General features: G+C 44.1%; 11 protein-coding genes. 3 read left to right on the top strand and 8 right to left on the bottom strand.

Annotated elements, in window-relative coordinates:
• Positions 1 to 143: 143 nt before the first annotated feature.
• The 6 genes from BLU80_RS01310 to BLU80_RS01280 form a co-directional block, all read right to left on the bottom strand.
• Positions 144 to 941, bottom strand: coding sequence for a DUF3108 domain-containing protein (locus BLU80_RS01310; RefSeq protein ID WP_244518647.1), 798 nt, complete (start codon positions 939 to 941; stop codon positions 144 to 146).
• A gap of 22 nt (positions 942 to 963) precedes the next feature.
• Complete coding sequence (locus BLU80_RS01305; RefSeq protein ID WP_091392360.1) at positions 964 to 1,977, bottom strand: lysylphosphatidylglycerol synthase domain-containing protein; 1,014 nt, start codon at positions 1,975 to 1,977, stop codon at positions 964 to 966.
• 278 nt (positions 1,978 to 2,255) lie between these two features.
• Complete coding sequence (locus BLU80_RS01295) at positions 2,256 to 3,254, bottom strand: DUF4973 domain-containing protein (RefSeq protein WP_091392356.1); 999 nt, start codon at positions 3,252 to 3,254, stop codon at positions 2,256 to 2,258.
• 61 nt (positions 3,255 to 3,315) lie between these two features.
• Positions 3,316 to 5,397, bottom strand: coding sequence for a RagB/SusD family nutrient uptake outer membrane protein (locus tag BLU80_RS01290; protein ID WP_091392354.1), 2,082 nt, complete (start codon positions 5,395 to 5,397; stop codon positions 3,316 to 3,318).
• Between the two features lie 12 nt (positions 5,398 to 5,409).
• A complete protein-coding gene (locus BLU80_RS01285) occupies positions 5,410 to 8,478 on the bottom strand; it encodes a SusC/RagA family TonB-linked outer membrane protein (protein WP_091392352.1) in 3,069 nt (1,022 codons plus the stop codon).
• Positions 8,479 to 8,497: 19 nt separating this feature from the next.
• Positions 8,498 to 9,874, bottom strand: a complete 1,377-nt coding sequence (locus BLU80_RS01280; protein WP_091392749.1) for an IPT/TIG domain-containing protein — start codon at positions 9,872 to 9,874, stop codon at positions 8,498 to 8,500.
• 1,107 nt (positions 9,875 to 10,981) lie between these two features.
• Here BLU80_RS01280 and ruvC point away from each other — a divergent pair.
• Positions 10,982 to 11,593, top strand: coding sequence for a crossover junction endodeoxyribonuclease RuvC (gene ruvC, locus BLU80_RS01275; RefSeq protein WP_091392350.1), 612 nt, complete (start codon positions 10,982 to 10,984; stop codon positions 11,591 to 11,593).
• Positions 11,594 to 11,619: 26 nt separating this feature from the next.
• Here the strand turns inward: ruvC and BLU80_RS01270 are convergent, their stop codons facing one another.
• Both BLU80_RS01270 and BLU80_RS01265 read right to left on the bottom strand, forming a co-directional pair.
• Entirely contained in the window at positions 11,620 to 13,467 is a 1,848-nt protein-coding gene (locus BLU80_RS01270) for an amidophosphoribosyltransferase (protein ID WP_091392349.1), read from the bottom strand.
• A 225-nt stretch (positions 13,468 to 13,692) separates the two neighbouring features.
• Positions 13,693 to 14,238: an NADPH-dependent FMN reductase gene (locus BLU80_RS01265; protein ID WP_091392347.1), complete on the bottom strand. Its 546-nt coding sequence runs from the start codon at positions 14,236 to 14,238 to the stop codon at positions 13,693 to 13,695.
• A gap of 497 nt (positions 14,239 to 14,735) precedes the next feature.
• On the opposite strand from BLU80_RS01265, the gene BLU80_RS01255 reads away from it, so the two are divergent.
• Both BLU80_RS01255 and BLU80_RS01250 read left to right on the top strand, forming a co-directional pair.
• Complete coding sequence (locus tag BLU80_RS01255; RefSeq protein ID WP_091392343.1) at positions 14,736 to 15,581, top strand: 1,4-dihydroxy-6-naphtoate synthase; 846 nt, start codon at positions 14,736 to 14,738, stop codon at positions 15,579 to 15,581.
• An 18-nt stretch (positions 15,582 to 15,599) separates the two neighbouring features.
• A complete protein-coding gene (locus tag BLU80_RS01250; protein ID WP_091392341.1) occupies positions 15,600 to 16,697 on the top strand; it encodes a Nif3-like dinuclear metal center hexameric protein in 1,098 nt (365 codons plus the stop codon).
• Positions 16,698 to 16,707 lie beyond the last annotated feature (10 nt).

The following is a 16,707-nucleotide window of genomic DNA, read 5'->3' as shown; positions in this document are numbered from 1 at the left end:
ATGCATTTGCCTGATTTTGATTTAGCCTGGAGGATATGCAGACACTTTGTGTCAACCTCTTAGTTGATTCCTTTAAAAAATCCGGTGCGGCTTATGATGCCACACCGGATTTTTTATTGCTAAGATTCTAATTAAAGGACCGGCTAATCTTTGATTTGAGCACTTAAAGGATAACGCAGATTTTTATAACCTGTCAAATCTACTTTTACGCTCCCCACAACAATCGGGCTCTGTACACGAAGCGGAATATGATTGGCATCATCGCTAACCCATACCGTCATTTTCTCTCCCCCTTTAAACATTTCTCCTTTTATGAGTAGGGGTTTAAATTTAATGGCATTAAAAGTCCCGAACCTTGTTTTAATTTTTTCTTTCCCCAGATAGCGGATATATAAATGATACAATTCATTACTTAAAAACATCTCAAAAGGAATTTTATCACCTTCGCTATACTTAGAAAAATCAATACTTCTGGCAGCAAAAACAGAACTGACTACATCCTGAACACAGTCCGGAACTTTATAGACCCCCTTATTGGTAACCGCCGTATTCGTCTGCTTATTAAACGCAATATCTTCATTACGTTTATAGCTGCCTTCCCGGATTTTACGAACAAATTTTAAGGGTTGCATTGTGGCCGTATCTATATAAGACTCATAAACGTCTCTGACTTTAAAAATCCAGTCGTAGGAGGAGTTAGAGTTACCAAGTGCCGTTACATGATAAACAGGCCGGTTATTTAAATGTGTGAGGGTTGTTTTCACCTTGGCGTTGCCTGCATTCACATAAATCCCGGCAACGGAGTAGTATACCGTCAGTTCAAATTCCTCACCGGCCTTAAAAGAAGTATTCTTCTGGTTACACATGGTATCATCACCCGGCTCTACAGGCTTAAAGGCAAAGCACATTATAATCAGCCCTATTATCCATAATTTTTTCATGCTTGCTTTGTTTTTGGTGTCCCTAATTGGTTTTAGAAGCTTTGAGTTCCGTTCTTTTAAATATTCTCAAACTTAATACAAACAAACTTCCTACCAAAGCGGGAATGATTAAATTTATCAGCCAGATAAAACCTGCCGCACTGACAATCCCTAAAAAATTGCTGCTAAAGAGGCTAAACACCTTTAAACTGATTTCACCTCTTACGCCCAATTCAGCAATGGGTATGGTCGGTACAATTGCTATTAGTAAAAATAAGATACTTACCGACCAAATGGCCTCTTTTAATGGCATCATTACGTTAAAAAGATAAAACATTAATACGTATTGAGCAATAAAAACTGAATATCTTATAAATGCCAACAGTAAGACCCGTAGCAGCAGCGTTCTGTCGAATTCTTTCAGACTATCAATTAACAGCCTGTGTTTATAGACAAAAGGGATTTTCTCAAACCAGTTAACAAATATGGTTATTTTAAAATATAAAAGTAAAAAGAACCCGATAAAGATAATAACAGCATAACTCAGGGCCCGGAGCCAAAACCTGGTGAGTCCCGTAGTAGCCAGACCGGAAGAAGGAACCGCATGCATAATAAATTCCAGACCAATCACCCCTACAACCAGTGTTACAATAACCTGACTCAGACTTCCCATAAAACTGACTGCCACAGATTTAAGGCGGTTTCCCTCCTCCATATAAAGCATCCTGCCTAAATATTCGCCCATTCCATTGGGGATAAACAGCGAAAAGGATAACCCGGACAAGACCGCCTTAAAACCTGTCATCAGGCTAACTTTTTGGACCGGACGAATTAACAACTGCCATTTACGGGCTTCCAGACTCCAGTTCAGCACCATTAACACCAGCATCAGACCTAGTAAAGAATAATGCGCCCCGAATGCCTCCTTAATGGCTTCCCAGGATTTTGGCAAGTTGGGCTGTTTTTGAATCTTATGATAGATAGAAAAGGCAAGCACGATAAAAAGTACCGGGCCGACCACATAATTCAATATTTTTTTCCAGTTTTGTTTGAGCATGTATGCAAAAATCTCTCTTTTTCAGTACAAATTACTGATTCTCTTTGTTTTTATGCATAATTTATTATCTATTTTTATGGAAAACCTGGCTTTCACCCCGCTCATATCCTTCCCTTTTTTATACCGGGTTATCTCCTCTCATGCGAAGATAATACAGACTTCAGGACGGCAAACCCGGATGTACAGAATGCCAAAAGGCTACTGAAAATCAGGCGATAACTCTGTTTTCAATAGCCTTTCTGAAGCCTTTAATTATTAAACCTCTCTTTATCAGAAGCTTACCACTGGATTTGCTGATCCTCATCCGGTATCAGGGTATTTAAATCCCTTTGCATGGTAAGCGTACCATCTACCTTATAGGAAAGGGTCTGACCGGGAACTGTATTATAATCATCAAAATTATAATTCAGATACAGGGTAAAATATTTATGCTTTAAATAGGGCTTTTTAGCATCCCACTCTTCCTCAATCGTGTAATAAGACTGCTCGTCCCCTACCTTAAAATTATTATTTTCGCCGTTATCACTCCAGATTTCCAATTTTCTTTTCTGGATATCAATATAATCATTGGTAAAACGTATAAATACTTTATAATTTTTGCGATCCAGATAATCAATATCCCTTGTCCCTGCATAGATAAAAATCGTACTGTCATCCACCACATAGGTTCTGTATTCATTCAGGGTTAACGGGTCGGAATCTCCCAGGTAAATTTTATAAAGAGTCCCGCCATACGTCCCTGAGTAATCATTAAAAGGATTGATCCTTAGCATGGCCCTGCGGTAATTTTTATGCGGATTGGCTTTATAATCTTCCCCTGAATCATCTAAAATCTGCAAGGGAAGGATCCATTTGTCGGACTGATCTAAATCCCCTAATGTAAAATCGATGGGCACAGTGACGGTGCTTTGTCCGGCCGGCACTTCGATTGTTTCAGGCATGCTATAGTATTTAGGGTCCAGTTGCCTGAAATAAAGCTCACTGCGCTCGCCGTATTGTTCACGGTTCAAAATGGCCAGGGTATCCGGATCCAGACCGATACGAACGGTTCTGGCCACAGAATTCGCCGTCGATCCGCTGATGATCACAGGCAGATCGTACCGGACTTTGCCTTCGGGATTATACCTCAGATAGGCGAAAGTAACACCCTGTGCATTCGCCTCAGCTTTAAAAGACACCATCTGCTCAAACTGTTCGCTTTTCCATTCATCTGAACAGGAGATATAAGCCGTGGCTATGGTAAAGGTTAAAAATAAGAATAATAAGTTCTTTTTCATTGCTTGTAATTTTATTGTGCTGTTAACCGGATAATTTATAAGTCATGGCCCGGTCCGTCCTTTATTCAGGATAGGTCCATCCGGGGTTTTGCGTTAACTGATTATTGCGTTTTAATTCCGTAAAATCAATTGGCCAGAACCACATCTTTAAAGTAAAAATGGTCGGAAAGGACGGGATCTCTACGGGCGTGTGGAACAGTACCGCCTGATCTGCAGTGCTAAACGCATTACAGCCATATACAGGTGCCGGCACTTCTGAAGGAGCGTCTGTCCAGCGTCTGAGATCAAAATAACGCTGACCTTCTGCAAAGAGCTCTACCTGCCGTTCTCTTTTCAGTTTTACCCTGAACTTATCACGGTCTGCATACACCTCGTCGGTATAATCAGGCAGCCCTGCCCGAATGCGGATCGGCCGGATGCCTGATTTCATCTCATCGATATTGCGGGAAATATTATATGTCTTTGTGCTGTCCCATGAAGGAACCGGATAGGACGCTCCGCCTAATTCATTGAGCGCTTCGGCATAAATCAAAAGGACTTCCGCGTACCGGATGGCCGGATCCACTTTCTCTTTCATTCTGCCCTGGTCATAGGCAGTAACGGCTACATTACTGATATCTTCCGGGTTCACGTATTTTTTTATACCGATACCGGAACGGGGCCAGTAAGTCGTATTCTTATATCCATTGGGATCGCCCCTGTAATAGAATATCTGTACATTCTTCTTTTCATCGTTTTCCGTGGTGGCATTCAGAAAATTCCAGGTGGATCCGTTATAAGAAACGGAGGCATAAAAGCGTGGCTCCCGGCGCACATATTGTTTACTGACCCCTATACCCTGGGGGCCCAGCTCCGGATAATCCGCCAGGTCCCCGGCAGTCACAAAATCTTTGGGCCGCTCCTGCGTATTGAACCGATCTTTATATGCAGCCCTGCCTTTGTACATGTCATTCATTCCGGGAATATCTGTCCCGTCATTCATGTAATAGGCATCGATTTGTTTTTGTGTCATACCATGAGAGTTATATCCTTTCCCTTCCAGGCGGGGCAGCTGGTGCAGCACCAGGACATTGATCCCCTCACCGCCCTGATTTTGTCCATGCGTAAAAATAAGCTCCGGATTTTCATAAGCCTGTACATCTCCGTCAAAAATGGAACGGTAGGACTCAAAAGGATCAATATCCTGCCAGCCACTGGGCCAGTTGCTATTGGAGAACTCCGCATTATAAGGCGGTGTAACCGTGGCAGGATAGGCAATATCTCCGGATTCTTTTTTATAGGCCACATATAAATGATACCTGCCTAAATCCATCACATCCTTAGCGGCAGCGGCAGCACGGGCCCACTTAGACTCGTCATAGGTGGGAGACAGTAAAGGATTGCCTTGCTTATCCACCATGGCCACCGCCACTTCTGCCGGGGCCTTGCCATTGGCCAGCGGACTGGCCTCATATAACAGCACCCGCGCCCTGAGCGCCAGTGCAGCACCTCTTGTTGGCCGGGCCAGTTGCTGAACGCCTCTAGTGAGCGGTAGTCCTTTAGCCGCCTCTGCCATCTCTTTGGCAATATACTCCGCACACTCTTCATAAGTATTGCGCTTTTGGGCAATCTGATCATATTCCAGGGTATAATCAATACCTTCATCCGGCACAATCGGCACCGGACCGAATACTTTTAAAAGTTCCCAGTAAAAATAGGCACGCAGGAACCTGGCCTGTCCTTTCAGATCAGCCATCTCTTCTTCAGAGAAGTCTTTATTCATGTCTATATTGTTCAAAAAAACCGAGGCCTGACGGATTCCCTGATAGGCAATATTCCAGATCTGAAGACTCTCTCCTTTGAGGCCGCTTTCTGTATACTGACCCGATTTCCATCTTTGGTATCCTTCAGACTCATCGCCGTAATACATGTCATCTGAAAAATTAAAGGGCACGTTTTTTTTGCTGGCAACATCCTGCATATAATTATTGCCCAGAAAATTATAGGCCTTGGCCAGCCACCGGTTCGCATAATCTGTATTGGTGAAAACATCTTCCGTGGACATCCTTTCATCGAAAAGATAATCAGAATCCAGATATTTGGAGCATCCGCCCATTAGAAAAATCAGGCACAAAAGGGAGGTAATTATTCGTATATTTTTCATGATATTATCTTTTTATAAGGTAACCGATAAACCGAGTGAAAAAGTTTTGCTTAATGGATACACTTTTCCGTTCGTACTTCCTAACTCAGGATCCCACAATTTAAATCCGGTGAAAGTGAGCAGGTTGGTGCCGATAAAGAAAATGCGGGCGTTATTCAGATGCGCTTTATTGATTAGGGATTTGGGCAGCGAATAACCCATATCCAGCGTTTTTAAGCGCATATAGGAGCCGTCACGCAGCCAGAATGTGGAAGCCCGGTTGTTGTTTGCATTCGCACCATAGGTCAGTCTTGGATAATCCGCATTGGGATCTTCATTTACACCGAGTATCCAGCGGTTGCCGTTGGCCATCTCATTTAAAATGTTACCCCATCCGTCGCCCGTACTAAACATATAGACGGTGGATCCTTCGATAAAATAAGTGGATTTTCCGACACCCTGAAAATGTACATTCACGTCAAAGCCTTTCCAGGAGGCCGATACCCCGAATCCATAAGTCAGGTTAGGTTTGGTGGTAGCCCCGATGGCGACCCTGTCATTGTCATCGATAATACCGTCTCCGTTCACATCCTTATACTTAATATCTCCCGGCATAACATCATCGCTAAATGTCTGCCTGGGACTGTTGCGTATATCATCATAGTCTTTGAACAGCCCCAGGGAAATCAAGCCTCTGGCTTGGTTCACACGGTGCCCCTCTTCCAGCTTGTACCAGTAAATCGAATTCTCTTCATCTTTTTCGATGATCTTATTTTTGCTGTAAGTGATATTCCCCCGGATGGTCAGCTCCACTTTGCCCAGCGTCTGTTTGAAAGAAAAGTTACCATCAAACCCTTTGGCCAGCACTTCTCCCACATTGGCAGAAGGAACACTTTCCAACCCTACAATACCGGGCAGATAGTTTCTGGCCATATAGATGCCTGTACGACGCTCATAAAAATAATCTACGGCTCCGTTGAATTTATCATTAAAGAAAGAATAGTCAATACCCAGATCCTGTTTGGTGGCAATTTCCCAGGAAACATTGGGAGAGGCGACAGCAGAGTAATGAATGCCGCTCCAGGTATTGTCTGAGGTGAAATCGGCAAAATTGTAACCGCCTACATTTTGTTCAATAGTATATAAATACGGGAAGCGAACATCTCCCAGGTTATCGTTTCCGGTCCTGCCATAGGAATAACGAATCTTGAACATATCAATCCAGCTGGCATTTTTAAGCCAGGGTTCTTCTCCGATATTCCAGGCGCCGGAGATAGCCGGGAAAAACCCGAACCTGTAATCTTTATGGAAATTCTCAGAGCCTGTATAACCGAAGTTAAAGTCTATAAAATAGCGGGATTTATAGTTGTAGTTGACGCGGCCGGCCAGCCCCTGGTTGCGCTGGGCAATCCCGTTTTTAAGGTCATCCCCTATATTTTGCGTGAACACTTTGCCCGACTGAGAATATTTTGCAACTGCCCCGAAATTATGTACACCGATGGTTCTGTCATAGTTAAGCTGCCACTCTAAAAATTCTCTTTTATCGCCTTCAGACCCGGAAGACTGCTCCATTTTCTGTTCCTCAACGACACGCTGGAAGACCAGTTCGCCGTTGGTATTTCTGTACCTGCTGGCTTTCCATAACTCTGGATGTTTTTTACGCAGGATATAATTGCTGTTATACGTATCGTAACCGAAGCGACCGATAAAAGTCAGCCCCTTGGTGATAAAATCCAGCCGTTGTCTGAGATTTAAAGTCGTCTGTATATTATTCTGCCAGCTTTCATTATAACCCGTCATGGTTCCCTGGACCCAGGGATTAAAACGGTCGCCGTTGTCATCCCCGTCAGAGGGTATTTTGCCATCTGAATACATCATGGGCGATGTAATGGGATTATACCCCATCAGCGCTGTCCAGATGGAATTACTGCCGACGCCCGGATCATTTTGTTTGCGCAGCGACCCTGAGATCCCTGCCGTTAACAGCGTACTTTTGGTGATATCCATGTCCACACTTAAGCGGTACGTATATTTTTTAAAGTTCGTATTGGTGTTATATTCTTTTAAAGCATCATCGACCTTATACATGCCCTGCTGATCCTGATAACTGCCGGAGATATAATACCGGGCTGTATTGCCTCCGCCGCTCACATTAAGGAGGCTGCGCTGGCTTTTTGCGCCATTTCTCAGCAACACGTCCATCCAGTCCACATTCGGGAATAAATCCGGATCCAGTCCTAGTCTGAGGATCTCCAGCTCGTCCTTAGAGAACAGCGGTTCTTCATTACGCGCCTCTTTTGCTTCATTGGCTAAGGAGGCGTAGGTATACCCGTCTGCAAAATCAGGCAGTTTGGTAAGTTCGCTGTAAAAGCCCTCGACCTTGCCATTGATATTGACTTTACCACCTTTCCCTTTTTTGGTGGTAATCAAAAGCACCCCGTTGGCCCCTTTGCTTCCGTAAATAGCGGTCGCCGAGGCGTCTTTCAGAACGGTAAAGGACGCCACATCCTCCACATTGATCTCATTGAGATCCCTTTCAAATCCGTCAATGAGTACCAGGGCGGAATTACTGGCCCCGAAGGTGGAGATACTACGAACCCAGAATTCAGACACACTACCCGGCCGGCCGGAGGTCTGCATGGCCTGGATACCCGGTACATTCCCTGCCAGGGCATCGGCCATGGAGGTGCTGGGGTTGGCCTTCAGCTGTTCTACATCCACCGTTGTGATGGCCCCTGTGACGGAGATTTTTTTCTGCTCGCCGGTCGCCGTTACCACGACCTGATCCAGGACACTGGCTTTGGCATCCTCCAGCGTGACATCCAACACTTTCTGGTCTTTGAGCATGATCTTCTGCTTCTCATAACCTACAAACGTAAAAACCAATGTATGAAAAGGTAGTATCTTGATAGAATATCTGCCTTCCTTATCTGACAGGGTTCCCGTTCCGGGTGCATCGAGCACTGAAACACTTACCCCCTCAATCGGAACTTTGTTCATATCGGTTATTACTCCCGTTACTGTCATCTCTTCCTGAGCCAGAAGACCTGAGCAAACGCCGAGTAAAACAATACTGAGTAATAAAAGAAATTTCTTAATCATCTATTATCGTTTTTAATTATTATTCTTCTTGAGCTATTTTGCGGATGATCCAGTTACCGGCATCTCCGATATAAAAACATTTCCTTTCTTCATCATAGGCGATGGCCTGCGGCGCATTAAAGCGTGCTTCCGTTCTCAAATCCCCGTTTGCATAACCGCTGGTGCCGTTATTACCTCGACCGGCATAGGTACTTACCCTGCCCTGAGGATTAAGGATTCTGACGGCGTGATTATCTCTGTCACAGAAATAAAAATCATACTGATCCGCTCCGTTGCCTTCATAGGCAGGATTTTTTACAAAAACGCCTTGTACGGGATGGTTAAGCAGCGCACTGGTGCCTACTCCGTCCTTGTAGCCGGCTGTAGCGGCAGCACCTGCTATGGTATAGGGCGTCTTGAAAATCTTTTTAACCGGATCATAATCGGTACGCATGATAAAATGTTTCTCATATTCTATCAGGTAAGCGTAATCGCCGGAGGGATGCATCACCATATATACCGCTACAGCGCTGTAAGGGTTGGCAAAAGCCAGTTTGTCCTCCCCTGTTTGAAAATCATATCGCCTTACGTCTCCTGCCCGGTATCTGGAATAATATAACTCCCCGTTAGGATGTATCATGGTGCCATTGACGCCTCTTGCATATACGGGAATCGCTTCTTTTTGCGTAAAACCCGAAGACCGGCTGAAAATATAATTCCCGTATTTGGTGTCGCTGGAATGGTTGTCAGAGGCAATCATGTCTCCGTCGTTATCCCAGCTGATAATTGAAGTCCTGCTAAAGCCCGTCCTGAAATAATTGACATACTCTTTCTCAAAATCAATCATACGGCAACTGTTCGCATCTGCTGTAAAATAAAGATGGTCGTGGTTGAGCGGATCAAAACTGAACCAGAGTATTCCTTTAAACGCACCGCAGTCATTAAAAGGGCCTTCTTTTTCTTCAAAATCGCTGCTCACTTCATAATACTTACCCAGAAAGGTGGACACCAGCCATTTTCTTACATAGGAAAAAATTTCTTTCGAGGTTCCTTCTGCCAGCGGATTACCCTCATCGTCCAGAATACTGATCTGAATATCGCCATCATAAGCTTTCTCCGGTATGACGCAGTAAATACTGTTCCCACGCACCCCTACTACTTTAGCTGCTTTTCCGCCAATGGTAACTTTTGTCCTGGAAAGGTCGTTACCAAAATTCTGTCCGTATAAGATCAGATTGGTTCCCACACCGCCTTCCTTAGGGTAAATGCTGTCAACAACGATGGGTTTTGAAGGATCAAAACCATTGGGCTGATTGCCGCTGACCTCTTTTTTACACTGTACAAAGAAAAGCGTAATCAGTGCAAGCATGATTATTTCCATGCTCCTGCACCATCTTCTTGTTTTGCTTTTTTTCATATACATTTTAATTGTTATCCTTTTAATAGCGTGTTGTTTGATTGCAGACCGCGGCTCAGGGGCCTTATCAATTACCTTTTTTATACGGGCAATTAAGGTCTGCTACTTTATTAATTCATTAAATTGTGATATTTATATTAATCATAGTCCGGACCGCTGACCTTTGCCCTGTTTTACAAGGGAAGTCAGTTGGCGTCTTCATCGCTTTTGCCGGTGCGGTTGGCAGCGTAGCTCCCCCCTTACAGGACGCTCACTACCTTTAGCGTGCGCTTCTGTATTGCCCTGCAGCCGCTGCAATGCCTGGTCTTTCTTTGGGGCGGAGACGATCCGGTTATGGGCGTATTATTTACTCATTTTTTACAGATGGAGCCTTTGAACTCCTTTTAGATTTTTAATATTTAACTTGGTAAACAAGCACTTACAATTGGTGAAATCCTTTTCAGTATTCCGGATAAAAACGACAGATCTTTGAGGACTGCTCCTCTCCCTGCTGAATAGAAGTCTTCCCTTCAAACAATGATACTCCTCCTGATGCCGATACATTGAAACCGGATCCATACACGACTTTTATCTGGATGTTTAGCCAGATCCGGCAGATATTCTAAGCGTTAATAACTGTCGGGGAAAACAATCACTGAACCCCGATCCATTGTGTATTTTCTACCATAGTTTTCTCTGTATAAGCACTCCATACTTTTTATTCAATCGGAATCTTTTCTCATGGATGAATGCCTGTTTTCCCTGTCCCCGGCAACCGTTATTTTATTTCATCCGGGTCTCCACAGCCATAGGCTCCAATCTTGCTTTGATCTTTTCAAACAGGAATCCTTTTCAGATTGCTTAAGCAAATTTGTAACATTTATTTATAGCTGACCCTGCAAATATTCTCATTGATTCAACATATATTATCATTTTCTTAATAAAAATACCGGCAGTATGTTAAAGAAATATTGTCGAAACAATCAGCATAAGGATATTTCCGGATGTTGCATCCTCCTATATTAATGGCTTTAAATAACGGGTCTGCTAAATAATCTTAGTATTTTTGCCGGTACCGGCACCCGGGGAATCAAATCCACCAATGGGCCTTGGGGTCGGCTCAAGCACATGAATATTCAAGATTTACATTCCTGCGTAGCGTCATCCGAAGATCCGGTAATCATGGCCATAGACCCCGGGTCCATTAAAATGGGCTGGGCGGTTATTAAGACCGCCCAAGGCAACCAGCCCCCCGCCATGGTGGCCATGGGAACGCTTTTATTAGGTTCCTATAAAGATATCTATCAAAGACTGGAAAAGATTCACACGACGGTAGGAGAGTTGATCCGTATCCATAAGCCGCACAGTTTTGCCATTGAAGCGCCCTTTTTCGGCAAAAACGTACAGAGTATGCTGAAGCTGGGCCGCGCCCAGGGCGTCGCCATTGCGGCCGCCATGCAGCATCATATAAATGTGACGGAGTATTCTCCCAAAAAAGTCAAACAATCCGTCACCGGCAACGGGAATGCCAGTAAAGAGCAGGTCTGGAAAATGCTCCAGCAAATCTTCACCATAGAAATATCGCCTAAATATTATGACGCCTCTGATGCACTGGCCGTAGCGCTATGCCATCATTACCAAAACCGTTTTCTGCCGGGCAGAAAAAAAGCCATGAAAAACTGGGAAGCTTTTCTGGCTCAAAACGAAGACCGGATCATAAAGACCCGGCCTAAAAAATAAATGCTGTTTATAAACGGTCGTTGTTTCTAATATCCTCTGCTATTAACGCCTTCCATATAATTGATAAAGGCTTTATTAACGACCCGGTTACCGCCCGGCGTAGGATAGTTCCCTGTAAAATACCAGTCTCCGGTATTGGTAGGACAACTGTCATGCAGATCTTCAATGGTCTGATAGATCACTTCCACCGGTACCGTTACATCTTCCGGTGTAATAAGTTCCGCTATTTTACCGGAAATTTCTTCAGGAGTAAAATCAGCGTAAATACCTTTAACTGCATTTTCTGCATGCATTTGTCCGTTTTGCTGTAACTCCAGACATCTGTTAAAGACATCATCAATGACCTTTTCGGTTCCGCGGTCTTTATGTAAGGCCAGGGCTGCTCTGAATGCAATAAAATCACCCATACGGCTCATGTCTATGCCATAGCAGTCAGGGAAACGGATCTGGGGCGCAGAAGAGACAACAATGATTTTTTTAGGTTCCAGCCGGGACAGCATTCTCACAATACTTTCCTTAAGCGTGGTGCCTCTTACAATAGAGTCATCAATGACCACCAGAGTATCCTGACCCTTTTTCACTGTTCCGTAGGTGATATCATACACGTGTTGCACCATTTCATTACGGCCGGCGTCAGCGGTGATGAAAGTCCGCATTTTTACGTCCTTGATGGCAATCTTCTCCTGGCGAATCTTACGATTAACCATTTCTTCCAGTTTTGCCTGGTCAAAATCGCCATTCCAGCTCATAATACGCTGAACCTTAATGGTGTTCAAATAATCCTCCATCCCTTTGACCAGCCCGTAAAAGGCCACTTCAGCGGTATTGGGGATATAGGAGAAAATGGTATTTTTAAGATCCGCATCAATCAGATCTAATATTCTTTTACTTAAATGATAACCCAGCGCAATCCTTTCGCGGTAAATTTTTTCATCTCCGCCACGGCTGAAATAAATCCTTTCAAAGCTACAGGCTCTGCGTTCTTTGGGTTCCAGAATCTCTACCACTTCATAAGCGCCGTTTTCATCGACAATCAGCGCATTACCGGGCATTAATTCTTTCACCTCGTTTTCTCCGACATTGAAAGTCGTTCTGATGGAAGCCCTTTCGCTGGCAGCCACGACCACTTCATCGTCCGCATAATAATAAGCGGGACGAATCCCGTGTTCATCGCGCATCACAAAGCTCTTACCGTTACCAATCAGTCCGCTGATGGTATAACCGCCGTCAAAAAGACTGGTAGCCTGCTTTAAGATATGGGCGATGTTGATATTGTTGCCCGTCTGTTCCGCTTCTTTCACCAGAAAATGATGGACCACTTCCATCATAGCGGCCAGGTCGCTTTGTTTTTGGAAAGTCCCCGGTTCCATGCCAATGAACTCAAAAAGTTCCTTGGTATTCACCAGGTTAAAATTCCCGGCCATGGCCATATTGGTCGCCTTGTTCAGGCTGCGTTTAATAAACGGGTGGCAGAACTCCACATCATTTCTACCCTGGGTACCATAACGCAGATGCCCTAATAAAAGTTCACCCAGCATCGGGACATGACCTTTCATGATTTCCGGCTGGGTTTGTATGGCTGGTAAATATTTCTCTAAATCATCTATTTGCGCACCGATCTGGGAAAAGATATCAGAGATCGGTTGTCTGGCATTACTACGAAGACGATGCAGGAACTCATAGCCGTTTTCCACATTCAGTTTGACGGTAGCCACCCCCGCGCCATCCTGACCCCGGTTGTGTTGCTTCTCCATCAATAAGTACAACTTATTGAGGCCGTAGGACACGGTTCCGTATTTTTCTAAATAAAAGGAAAGTGGCTTTTTCAAACGGATATAAGCCAATCCGCATTCGTGTTTTATTGCGTCACTCATTGGATAGAAATAGAAAGTGCAAAGTTAAGCTAAGTATTTATCTTAAAAAAGAAATCGGGCGGCCCCTTGAGCTCCGCCCGATTATTTTAAAAGATTTTACCGTTTCATTGAACCGCCGCGGCTTCATTAAGTCTCTGTAATCCAAATTATTAATAAAATCGGCGGCTTATATACCATAAACCTGCTTGGACTTTATTAACAATTAAGCCGGTAACGGATCACTACTTATTCATGGATTTTCTCTGCCAACCACAGGAACTCCGCTACAAAGGTGTCTATTCTGGACTGAAAGGTTTCTGCCAGCAGCTCACCGGAAGGATCAAATTTTTTATCTACTTCTCCAATGACCAGCATCTGCGCACTGGGGACGCCAAATAATGCCAGGGCAAAATGCTGCAGATCGCGGGCAGCCCTGATACCACCCAGCGCTCCGTTGGACGCGGCTACCAGACCGAAGGTTTTATGTAGCTGTTTAGGAAAATGATTAAACCAATTGGTTAAAGACGGAGCGATGGTTCCGTTATATTCCGGCGTTACCAGAATAAAAGCGTCCGCGGCAAACATTCTTTCAGCCAGCGGCCGGATCTCTTCAGGCGCCTGCTGTGGAGTAGAAAATACTTTATCAATAAATGGAAGCGGATGCTCCTTTAAATCTATAAGACCGGTCTGATGCCGGGGAGCCGCCTGCTGTAAATGCGCTTGCAGGTATTTGGCCGCCCTGAGAGTAATACTTTGTTGACGTGCACTGCCTGAGACGATTTCTATATTCATATTGCCTTTATTGTGCTTTAATTTTAATGAGCAGCAAGTAGCTGCTAAAAGAATAATAAGTGGCAAAGTTAACCATTGTTGTGCGTTAAAAAGGAATATTACCTGCTAAATTCAAACGCCAAAAACCTAAAATTACCAGATAATCAGACGCTTCATTCCCAAAAAGAGACCAGGCGCTTTTCCTTTTTTCCAAATGACGAGTTCTTGGAACCGCGGCGCTTCAGCCATGATGAGCGGCTGACTTATCTGGTCTTAAGGTGAAAACTTTTCAGAAAATGACTTGGAAAAAAGGAAAAATATTGGAATTTTGCCTATACAAAACTTACAATCATTCCTTAGCAATGGAAATTTTTATGTAAGTCCTCTAGGTTAATTTTAAAAAAAAATTATCTTTAGCCCTATGTTTGAATTACATTGGTATGCAAAACAGACATAAATCGCTAACGAAATCCAATCATTAAACAAATTTTTAAACGACTCTAATTAAACAAAATCGAATGAAATTAACGCTTGGCTTTAGCCCCTGTCCAAATGATACCTTTATTTTTGAGGCATTGGTTAATCAGAAATTTGATGTGGAAGGTTTTGAGTTTGACGTTCGTCTGGAAGATGTGCAAACCCTGAACCAGTGGGCAATGGAAGGAAAACTGGATGTGACAAAGGTCAGCTACGGCGTTTTACCTTTTATTAACAAGGATTACTATGTAATGAGTAGCGGCGGCGCCATTGGTAATGGCTGTGGCCCTCTGCTCATCAGCAAAGGCAGTGTTACTGAGGAGGAAGTAAATAATAGCACCATTGCCATTCCCGGCGAAAACACCACGGCCCATTTACTGTTCTCTTTAGCTTACCCGAATGCTAAAAACAAAGTCTTTAAGGTCTTTAATGAAATTGAACCTTTTGTACAGCAGGGAAACGGTCTTGGAGTCATTATCCATGAAAACCGGTTCACCTATGAACAAAAAGGCCTACATAAAGTAGTGGATCTGGGTGATTTCTGGGAACAGAAAACAGGTTCTCCTATTCCGCTGGGAGGTATCGTGGGCAAACGCACACTGCCGATGCCGGTTTTAAAGAAACTCGACAGCCTGATCAGACACAGCATTGAATATGCTTATGTCAATAAATACAAAGATGAATTACCGCAGTATGTAAAAGAACATGCCCAGGAAATGAGCGAGGATGTCATGCTGCAGCATATCAACTTATATGTCAACAGCTTTAGTTTTAAATTAGGCAAAACAGGGCGCGACGCCGTCAGAAACCTGATGAAAGTCTATAAAGAACTGCACCCCGAGTCCAACATCGGTGATTTGGAGATCTTTGCCACAAAAGTTTATTAATAAATTCCCTTGCAGCCCATGCAGATTCAAGATGTCATCAGTATCCTTGAAAAGGTAGCGCCTGCTGCCTACCAGGAGTCTTATGATAATGCCGGTCTGATCACGGGCAGCCCTGCATGGGCATGCAAAGGAATACTGATTTCCCTGGATTGCCTGGAAGGCACCATTGAGGAAGCTGTCAAAAAAGGCTGTAACCTGGTGGTCGCCCATCATCCCATTTTATTTAAAGGCACCCGGCAACTGACCGGTAAGGATTATATCCAAAGAACTTTAATTAAAGCCATTAAAGCAGACGTGGCCATCTATGCCATCCATACCAATCTGGATAATGTAGCTGGCGGCGTCAGTAAAAAAATGGCCGACCTGCTGGGTCTGATCAATCCCAGGATTCTCGATCCCAAGTCCGGACTGCTCAGCAGTCTGGTGACTTTTGTCCCTCAGCAAAATGCAGACGCTGTTAGAAAAGCGCTTTTTGCAGCGGGCGCCGGCTCCATCGGCCCCTATGACGACTGCGCCTTTTCTGTTACCGGAACAGGCACTTTTAAACCCCAGCAAGGGGCCACACCTGCCATCGGACACGTTGGTGCCACCGAACAGGTCACGGAACAAAGAATCGAACTGATTTTCCCCAATCACTTACAAGGCAAACTTATTCAGGCACTTATAAAGGCTCATCCTTATGAACAAGTGGCCTATTATATCCATCCCCTGGTCAATAAGGACCAGGATGTCGGAAGCGGCATGATCGGAGAGCTCCCCCAACCTGCTGATTATCAGGAGGTACTCGCAAAAATAAAGGAAGTATTCCAGGTGCCCGTTATCCGCCATACCCCCTTATTAGACAAAAAAGTGCAAAAAATTGCGCTTTGCGGCGGGGCCGGGAGCTTTTTAACCAAGACCGCTATTGCTGCCGGTGCGGATCTTTATCTCACCGCAGACGTTAAGTATCATGAGTTTTTTGATGCTGACGGCCAAATTGTCCTGATGGATATCGGGCATTTTGAAAGCGAACAATATACAATAGAATTATTATTTGACATTTTGGCGCAAAAATTTCCTACCTTTGCCATCTTAAAATCGGTATATTATACAAATCCGGTTTTATATTATATTTAAAAGCTGAAAG

This window comes from Arachidicoccus rhizosphaerae, assembly GCF_900107765.1.
Taxonomy (GTDB): domain Bacteria; phylum Bacteroidota; class Bacteroidia; order Chitinophagales; family Chitinophagaceae; genus Arachidicoccus; species Arachidicoccus rhizosphaerae.
The sequence above is the reverse complement of the archived record's forward strand: the minus strand, read 5'-3'. Positions and strand labels throughout refer to the sequence as shown.